Origin of the sequence: Salipiger sp. HF18, from assembly GCF_011806505.1 — a bacterium.
GTDB lineage: Bacteria > Pseudomonadota > Alphaproteobacteria > Rhodobacterales > Rhodobacteraceae > Salipiger > Salipiger thiooxidans.
This window is the reverse complement of sequence record NZ_JAATOS010000176.1, coordinates 1-7,822: the sequence shown is the minus strand read 5'-3', so window position 1 is coordinate 7,822 and position 7,822 is coordinate 1. Positions and strand designations below refer to the sequence as shown.

The 7,822-nt window shown below is 67.2% G+C and carries 6 protein-coding genes, 1 tRNA gene and 2 pseudogenes; 5 read left to right on the top strand and 4 right to left on the bottom strand.

What is annotated here, in order from left to right; translation table 11 throughout:
• Positions 1-554 (bottom strand): GntR family transcriptional regulator (locus HC022_RS14750; protein ID WP_167452952.1); only part of this gene is annotated, 554 nt, incomplete at its 3' end.
• A gap of 59 nt (positions 555-613) precedes the next feature.
• Positions 614-1,522: a hydroxymethylglutaryl-CoA lyase gene (locus HC022_RS14745; protein ID WP_167452951.1), complete on the bottom strand. Its 909-nt coding sequence runs from the start codon at positions 1,520-1,522 to the stop codon at positions 614-616.
• Positions 1,523-1,642: 120 nt separating this feature from the next.
• Between HC022_RS14745 and HC022_RS14740 the strand changes: the two genes are divergently transcribed.
• The 5 genes and pseudogenes from HC022_RS14740 (at position 1,643) to HC022_RS14720 (ending at position 7,267) form a co-directional block, all read left to right on the top strand.
• A complete protein-coding gene (locus tag HC022_RS14740) occupies positions 1,643-2,857 on the top strand; it encodes a CaiB/BaiF CoA-transferase family protein (RefSeq protein ID WP_167452950.1) in 1,215 nt (404 codons plus the stop codon).
• A 119-nt stretch (positions 2,858-2,976) separates the two neighbouring features.
• Complete coding sequence (gene dctP / locus HC022_RS14735) at positions 2,977-3,972, top strand: TRAP transporter substrate-binding protein DctP (protein WP_008885460.1); 996 nt, start codon at positions 2,977-2,979, stop codon at positions 3,970-3,972.
• A gap of 10 nt (positions 3,973-3,982) precedes the next feature.
• Complete coding sequence (locus HC022_RS14730) at positions 3,983-4,603, top strand: TRAP transporter small permease (protein WP_008883842.1); 621 nt, start codon at positions 3,983-3,985, stop codon at positions 4,601-4,603.
• On the top strand, positions 4,600-5,871 hold the full coding sequence (locus HC022_RS14725; protein WP_167452949.1) for a TRAP transporter large permease: 1,272 nt from the start codon (positions 4,600-4,602) through the stop codon (positions 5,869-5,871). The genes HC022_RS14730 and HC022_RS14725 overlap by 4 nt, the downstream gene beginning before the upstream one ends.
• A 282-nt stretch (positions 5,872-6,153) precedes the next feature.
• Positions 6,154-7,267 (top strand): annotated as a pseudogene (locus HC022_RS14720) (IS5 family transposase).
• Between the two features lie 305 nt (positions 7,268-7,572).
• Here HC022_RS14720 and HC022_RS14710 read toward each other — a convergent pair.
• Positions 7,573-7,649 (bottom strand) — tRNA-Pro (locus HC022_RS14710).
• A 44-nt stretch (positions 7,650-7,693) separates the two neighbouring features.
• A pseudogene (locus tag HC022_RS29175) lies at positions 7,694-7,822 on the bottom strand (EamA/RhaT family transporter); the annotation flags it as partial.

Below are 7,822 nucleotides of genomic sequence, written 5' to 3'. Positions count from 1 at the left end.
CGGGCCGAGCGCTGCATGTCCGCCTCGCGGTACATGCGGAACGTCCGTGCCACCAGCGCGAGGTGCACGACCACCGAGAGCATCGCCTTGAGACGCGGCGAGCGGGCGGCCTGCAGCACCAGCCCGTGGAAGGCCTCATTGGCATCCGACAGCGCCCGGAAGTCCTCTTCCGTGCGCGGCGGCACCCGGTCGGCCATGCGCTGCGCGAGGGCGCGCATCTCGGCCGCCTCCTCGGGCGTGGCGTATTTCGCCGCGCGCCGCGCAGCGTAGGATTCGAGCATCAGACGGATCTCGAAGATCTGCTGCACGTCGTCGTCCTGCAGCGCCACGACCCGCAGCCCCGGCCCCGCGTCGCGGGTCAGCAGCCCCTCGAGCAGCAGCCGTTTCACCGCCTCGCGCACCGGCGTGCGGGACATGCCCAGCGTGTCGGCCAGCTCGAGCTCGGTGACCCGGTCGTTCTCGTTGAGCTGGCCCGAGAAGATGCTGTCGCGGATCGCGTGGTAGGCCTGTTCGGCGGCTGGGCCCTTGGGGGGCACTGGCTTGGGGTCTTTCATGAGCCTCTTTCTGGCAGTCGGCATCCTCCCCGTCGGCGTTCCGGCGTCCGGCGGCGCGCTCACGAGGCCAGCGCGGCGGGCGGAAAGGATCCGGCCTTCATTACCATGCCCGGCACCTCGTGGCCAAGCTGCGCCTCGAGCCAGCGCGCGGCCTCGGTCGCGCGCTCCACGTCCCAGCCGGTGTCGATGCCTGCGCGTTGAAGCATGTAGGCGAGGTCCTCGGTGGCGACATTGCCGGTGGCCCGCGGCGCGAAGGGGCAGCCGCCGACCCCGCCCAGAGAAGCGTCGAAGGCGGTGACCCCGCTCAGGATCCCGGCCCAGGCATTGGCGAAGCCGGTGTTGCGGGTATTGTGCAGGTGCAGGCGGATCGGCAGCTCCGGCCAGCGCTCGCGCACCGCCCCCACCCGCGCGGTGATGTCGGCGGGGCTGGCCACGCCGATGGTGTCGGCCAGCGTCAGCTCGGCGGGCGGCACCTCGAGCGCGCGCTCGAGCACCGCCATCATGCGCGGGATCGGCATCTCGCCCTCGAACGGGCAGCCGAAGGCGGCCGCAAGGGTCATCCCGGCGCCGATCCGGCCTTCGGCCGCGCGCGCGACCTCGTGCCAGAGCGCGATGCCATCGTCGGTGCCCATACCCTGGTTGCGGCGGCTGAAGGTTTCGCTCAGCACGACAGCGAAGTTCACCTCGTCGAGACCCGCCGCCAGCGCCCGGTCAAAGCCGCGCCGGTTCAGCGCCAGACCGATGTAGCGCGCCTTCCCGCGCGGCAGGGCTGCGGCCACCTGCTCGGCGTCGGCCATCTGCGCAACCTTGTTCGGATTCACGAAGCTGGTGACCTCGATCCGCTTCGCACCTGCAGCAATTGCGCGGTCGATCAGTGAATTTTTTGCATCCAATGTCAGAATCGTTTTTTCGTTCTGGATCCCATCTCTCGGGGAAACCTCAACGATTTCAGCTTTTTTTGGCAGCATCTCTCCCTCCTCCGGAAAATTGCTGTTTACACGGCTCACAAAAATGTATCCATTTAGCGCAGGCTTGTCGATGCGCGTCGCGCACTGGAGACAGGCACCGAAGCGAGGGGGAGAGCGCTGATGAAGCAGGCCGAGGAGCCGCGGCAGGGGCCGCTTTCGAACATTCGCGTGCTCGAGATGGGCCAGCTTCTGGCGGGGCCGTTCTGCGGCCAGCTGCTGGCGGATTTCGGCGCCGAGGTGATCAAGTGCGAGCAGCCCGGATCCGGCGATCCGCTGCGCGTCTGGGGGCAGGAAAAGCCCTACGGAAAGTCGCTGTGGTGGCCGGTGGTCGGGCGCAACAAGAAGTCGCTGACCATCAACCTGCGCACCGCCGAGGGACAGGCGCTGATCCACGAGCTGGTGCGCGACACCGACATCGTGATCGAGAACTTCCGGCCCGGCACCATGGAGCGCTGGAACCTCGGCTACGAGACCCTGCGCAAGATCAATCCGCGGCTCATCATGGTGCGAGTCAGCGGCTACGGCCAGACCGGCCCCTACTCCGCCCGCGCCGGCTACGGCGCCATCGGCGAGGCGATGGGCGGGCTGCGCTACGTGGTGGGCGATCCGTCGACCCCGCCCAGCCGCATGGGCATCTCGATCGGCGACGAGCTTGCCGCCACCTACGCCTGCATCGGCGCGCTCATGGCGCTGCACCATCGCCAGACAAGCGGCGAGGGGCAGGTCGTGGACAGCGCCATCTACGAGGCGGTGCTCGCGATGATGGAGAGCACGGTCAGCGAATACGACGTGGCGGGCTACGTCCGCGAGCGCACCGGCGCCACCCTGCCCAACGTCTCGCCCTCGAACGTCTTCCGCACCCGCGACGACAAGATGCTGCTGATCGCGGCGAACCAGGACACGGTGTTCCGCCGCCTCGCCGCCGCCATGGGCCGCCCCGAGCTGGCCGAGGACCCGCGCTACGCCACCCACGCGGCGCGCGGCACCAACATGCGCGAACTCGACGGGCTGATCGAGGACTGGACGCGGACCATCGACCTGGAACCGCTGCAGGACCTGCTCGAGGACCACGGCGTGCCCTGCGGGCTGATCTACTCGGCCGCGGACATGCTCAAGGACCCGCATTTCGCCGCGCGCGAGGCCATCGTCGAGCTGCCGCACCGGGATTTCGGGTCGATCAAGATGCAGAACGTGGCGCCGCGCCTGTCGGAAACGCCCGGCAAGCTGCGCCATGTCGGCCCCGAGCTGGGCGAGCACACCGAGCAGATTCTGCGCGACCTGCTGTCGGTGACGCCCGAGCGACTGGGCGAGCTGCGCGAGAACGGGATCGTCTGACCCGCATCCGAATTCGTGGCCGGAGCACCGGGATGGAGGTCCCCGCCGGTCACAGCAACCGCCCGAACCGGGCAACGACCGGGGCCACGGCCCCTGGAGTCTCTGGGAGGAGATACGTCATGAAAGCCTTCGTCACCGGCCTGCTGCTGGCCAGCACCGCGATCGTCGCGACCACATCCGCCGCCATGGCCGAGCGCACCCTGCGCGCGACCGTGCAGGTGGCGGTGAACCACCCCATCGGCGCGAACGTCGTCACCTTCAAGGAGAAGCTCGAAGAGATCTCGGGCGGCGAGATGTCGGTCGAGATCTACGACAGCGCCCAGCTCTTCAAGGGCAGCGAAGTGCCCAAGGCCGTGGCGAGCGGCGCCATCGACATGGGCGTGGTGCTGGCCGACGAATATTCGGGCACCCTGCCCGCTGCAGGCATCTTCTCGGTGCCGTTCCTGTTCCCGACCTACGAGGTTCTCGCCAAGGCCGCCGACCCGGAAGGCGACTTCCGCAAGGCATTTGACGGCATGATCGGCTCGACCGGCACCAAGGTGCTCTGGTGGCAGGACTACGGCCCCGTGCAGCTGCTCTCCAAGGGCGAGGCGCTGACCTCGCCCGACCAGATGAAAGGCAAGCTGGTCCGCGCGCTCGGCAAGCCCTCGGGCGACTTCATCGATGCGGTGGGCGGCACCCCGGTGGTGATCGGCGGCTCCGAGCAGTTCATGGCCTACCAGCGCGGCACCGTCGACGTGGGCATGAGCGGCACCACCGCGGTGGAATCGCGCAAGCTCTACGAGGTGATGGACCACGTGACCATGACCAACCACTCGCTGGCCGAGTTCATCGTGGTGATCAACGACGGCCTCTTCGACAGCCTCTCGGACGAGGAAAAGGCCTGGGTGACCGAGGCCGCGATGACCGCCGAGCAGAGCCTGCGCGACCAGACCGAGGCCAACAACGTGGCCTCCGCCGAATGGCTGGCCGACGGCCGCGCCACGGTGACCGAGCTGACGCCGGAGCAGGTCACCGCCTGGCAGGAGGCCGCCGCGCCCGCGGTCGACGTCTTCGTCAAGGATGGCGGCGACCTCGGCAAGCAGCTGGTCGACGCCGTCCAGGCGCTCTACTGAGCCCGCCACCATGGCACATGAGGCAACGCACAAGGGATCGGGAGCGCATGGCGCTCCCGCATCCGCAGATGGCGCCAGGCTGCCGCCGTCGCTGCGCGCCCTGCGCATCGTCGACGGCATCTCGGTGACCGCCGCGCGCATCGCGGCCGTGATGATCGTGATCATCGCCGTGATCCTCGCCTACGAGGTGCTCGCCCGCTACGTCTTCCGCGCGCCGACGCGCTGGACCTCGGACGTGGGCACCACGCTGATGATCTGGCTGACCTTCCTCGCCATGGCACAATCGCTGCGCAGCGACGGCATGATCCGCATCACCGCCGTCGTGGCCAACGCGCCGGCACCGCTGCGCAAGCTGTCGCAGGGCTTCACGCTGGTGGTCATCGGGGGCTTCTCGCTGCTGGCCGTCTGGCTCTGCTTCGGCGCCATGGTCGAGAGCTTCACCATGGGCCGCCGCCAGCCCACTATGCTGCAGATGCCCGAATGGATCGCCGAGGCGCCGATCATCGTGGGATATGCCTGCCTCGCGTTGCAGGCGCTGGCCGATCTCGTACGCCTGCCGTTCCGGCCCGCGCCCGCCTTCGTCTCGCATGAAGAGGCAGAGCTTCACTCCATGACCGAGGACGCCCGATGATCCCCATCTACATCGTTTCCGCGCTGGTCCTGCTGCTGCTCACCGGCCTGCCGGTGGCCTTTGCGCTGGCGGCGCTGGGGACCGGGCTCATCGTGCTCAAGGGGCTTCCGCTGGCGCTGATCCCGACCAACCTCTTCGGCTCGCTCAACGATTTCGTACTGCTGGCGGTGCCGCTGTTCCTCTTGATGTCGAACATCCTGCTCAAGGGCGGCGTCGGACGCGACCTGTTCCGCGCGGTGCAAAGCTGGGTCGGCCACTGGCCGGGCGGCATCGGGGTCGCGGCGCTGCTGTCCTGCGGCATCTTCTCGGCGATCTCGGGAAGCTCCGTGACCACCGCCGCCACCGTCGGCACCGTCGCCGTGCCCGAAATGACGAAGCGCGGCTACAAGCCGTCCTTCACCCTCGGGCTGCTGGCAGCGGGAGGCACGCTGGGCATCCTCATCCCGCCGTCAATCCCGCTGATCGTCTACGGAGTCATCGCCGAGGAAAGCATCGGCAAGCTATTCCTTGCGGGGGTCGGCCCGGGCATCCTTCTGATCACCGTCTTCGGGCTCTATACCGTGCTGTCGGCGGCCTTCGGCGGCAATGCCGCGGCCAGCCCCCGCGCCTCGTGGTCCGAACGGACCGAGGCCACGCTGCGGGCGCTGCCGACGGTACTGCTGGCGGTGGTGATGCTGGGCGGGATCTACGCCGGAGCCTTCACGCCGACCGAGGCGAGCGCCATCGGCGCCGCCATGGCGCTGGCGATCACCGTGGCGCAGCGCTCACTGAGCTGGAGCGATTTCCTCCGGGCGGTGAAGGACAGCGTGCAGACCACCACGGTGATCTTCCTCATCGTCGTGGGCGCCAAGATCTTCGGCCAGGCAATTACGCTCTACCAGATCCCGCAGCAGGTGGCGCATATCTTCGACACCCACGTGCCGGGCACGGTGGGCTTCATCGTCATCGTCTCGCTGATCCTGCTGTTTATCGGGCTCTTCCTCGAGAGCATGTCGATGCTGCTGATCATGGTGCCGGTGCTGCTGCCGACGGTGCTGGGGCTCGGGCTCGACCCGATCTGGTTCGGCGTCTACTTCGTCCTGCTGATCGAGATCGCGCTGATCACGCCGCCGGTGGGGCTGAACCTCTTCGTGATCCAGGCCATCGCCAACAAGCCGCTGGGCGTGGTTGTCCGGGGCGTGGTGCCCTTCGTGCTGATGATGCTCTTCGTGGCGGCGCTGTTGTCGCTGTTCCCGCAGATCGTGCTGTGGCTGCCTTTCCACCTCTAGCGTCCCGACAGCGGGGGCCCCGGCCCCCGCCGCGCCGCCAGAGACCTGGGTGCTGCAGACGATCGCGACACCTCAGAGGAACGACCACTGGTAATGAATGCTGGAAACGAAAAAGGCGCCCTCAGGGGCGCCTTTTGTGTCGAGAGCCACCGATTTTACCCTTCTGGCCTCGGATAAGCCATTGAAACCTATAAGGTCGATTTTGAGCTCAGAACGGCTTTGTTGCAGAACTCATCCGCTTCCGGGAGTCACGGCGTGAATCCGGTGGGTTGAGAGCCTGCCATGAGCAAGCCCGAACCCGCCCGCTACCGTACGACCAACTGGAAATCCTATAACGACGCGCTGGAGCGGCGCGGTTCTTTGCTCGTCTGGCCAGACCGCGACATGGACTGGCTTGCGCCGAAGGCTGGCAAGCCCGGACGTCCGCCGGTCTTCTCCGACGCCGCCATCCAGTTCCGCCTGATGATCAAGGGTGAAGGGCGCCCGGGAAACAGTCCGGTGGACTGTTTCCAGCCCTGAACGGGCTCGGCCCCGGGCTCTTCGGCCTGCCGCTTCGGCAAACGAGCGGAATGGTCGCCAGCATCCTCGAGATTGCTGGTCTGGACTGGCCGGTCCCGGACTTCTCCACGCTCAGCCGCCGCCAGAAGACAATCGCGGTCCAGCTTTCATCGCGCCGGGCTCCGGGCCCTCTGAACCTGCTGGTGCCCTCTCGGGACATTGCTTCGCAATACCCTGCCGGGTGACAGACCGCACCGGGATCAGGTTCCTGGGCGACGGAGAGTGGCTGGCGAGGAAGCATGGCACCCACCGCCGCCGCCAGTACCGCAAGTCCCATCTGGCGATGGACACGGCGACCGGCGACATCCGGGCGGTGGAATTCACCTCTCGCCGCGAGGGCCCCTCTCGTGGTTGTGCTGCGCAAACCACTGTCGGGCAGTGGACAGCCCCGTGCTCCTCGATCTTCTGGACCAGATCCCGGAAGACGAGGAAATCGGCACCGTTACCGGTGATGGCGCCTTTCGACACCCGCCGTTGCCATGCGGTGATCCTTGCACGCGGCGGCACAGGGGCTCGGGCACTCCTTCGGACCGGTGGCAGTCATGCCCTCGCTCCTATCCGCAGAAACGGCCGCCTCTGGAAAGAAGATTGCCCCGCCGCCTTGGCCCGCAACGACATCCTGAGGGCAACCCGGCGCCTCGGCCGGACGATCTGGAAAAGCTGGTCCGGCTAACATGCCCTCAGCCGGGTCGAGGCCCGGATGAGGAATCTGAAATCCTTCGGCGCGCGGATCGCCTCAAGGGACCCCGACCGCCAGACAGCCGAGATCCACATCCGCGTCGCCCTGATGAACCGCTTCACCGCCCTCGGCACCGCCGAGATCGAACGCGTGGCCTGACCTCAGCCAGGGAAAGAGCCCTCGTGTCCTGAAGCCGACTTCTGCAACAATGCCGGCGTGACTCCGCACATACTCAGGCACACCGCTGCTTTTCACATGGCTGAGGCCGGCATCTAGATGGACGAGATCGCCCAGTATCTCGGCCACTCGGACACCCGGATCACCGCCTCGACCCACGCGCGGTACAGCCCCGAGCCCCTTCGCAGAGCGGCAAAGGCACTGGAGTTCGACCAGGCGTCCGGTTCAATGAACCAAGGGGAACTGTTTCAGAAACGAACAAGGCGCCCGAAGGCGCCTTGTTTCATTGGTCGGAGTGAGAGGATTCGAACCTCCGGCCCCTGCCTCCCGAAGACAGTGCTCTACCAGGCTGAGCTACACTCCGACCGTGGCGGGCGGGATACCCCAGCCGCAGGGGTTTGGCAAGGCTCATTGCGGGGTTTCTTGCAGGGTTTTTTCACGCCGCCCCAAGGCACGCAGTAGCGGCCCAATCCGCAGCGAGGTGCCGGTCTCGAAACGGGTGCGCGTGCGCAGCACGGGGGTGTTCTCCGAGGCCGT

Bases quoted from the DNA above. Each gene is read 5' to 3' on its own strand.
- HC022_RS14745 (WP_167452951.1), bottom strand. From the start codon at position 1,522: ATGCTGCCAAAAAAAGCTGAAATCGTTGAGGTTTCCCCGAGAGATGGG.
- HC022_RS14740 (WP_167452950.1), top strand. From the start codon at position 1,643: ATGAAGCAGGCCGAGGAGCCGCGGCAGGGGCCGCTTTCGAACATTCGC.
- HC022_RS14730 (WP_008883842.1), top strand. From the start codon at position 3,983: ATGGCACATGAGGCAACGCACAAGGGATCGGGAGCGCATGGCGCTCCC.
- HC022_RS14725 (WP_167452949.1), top strand. From the start codon at position 4,600: ATGATCCCCATCTACATCGTTTCCGCGCTGGTCCTGCTGCTGCTCACC.
- dctP (WP_008885460.1), top strand. From the start codon at position 2,977: ATGAAAGCCTTCGTCACCGGCCTGCTGCTGGCCAGCACCGCGATCGTC.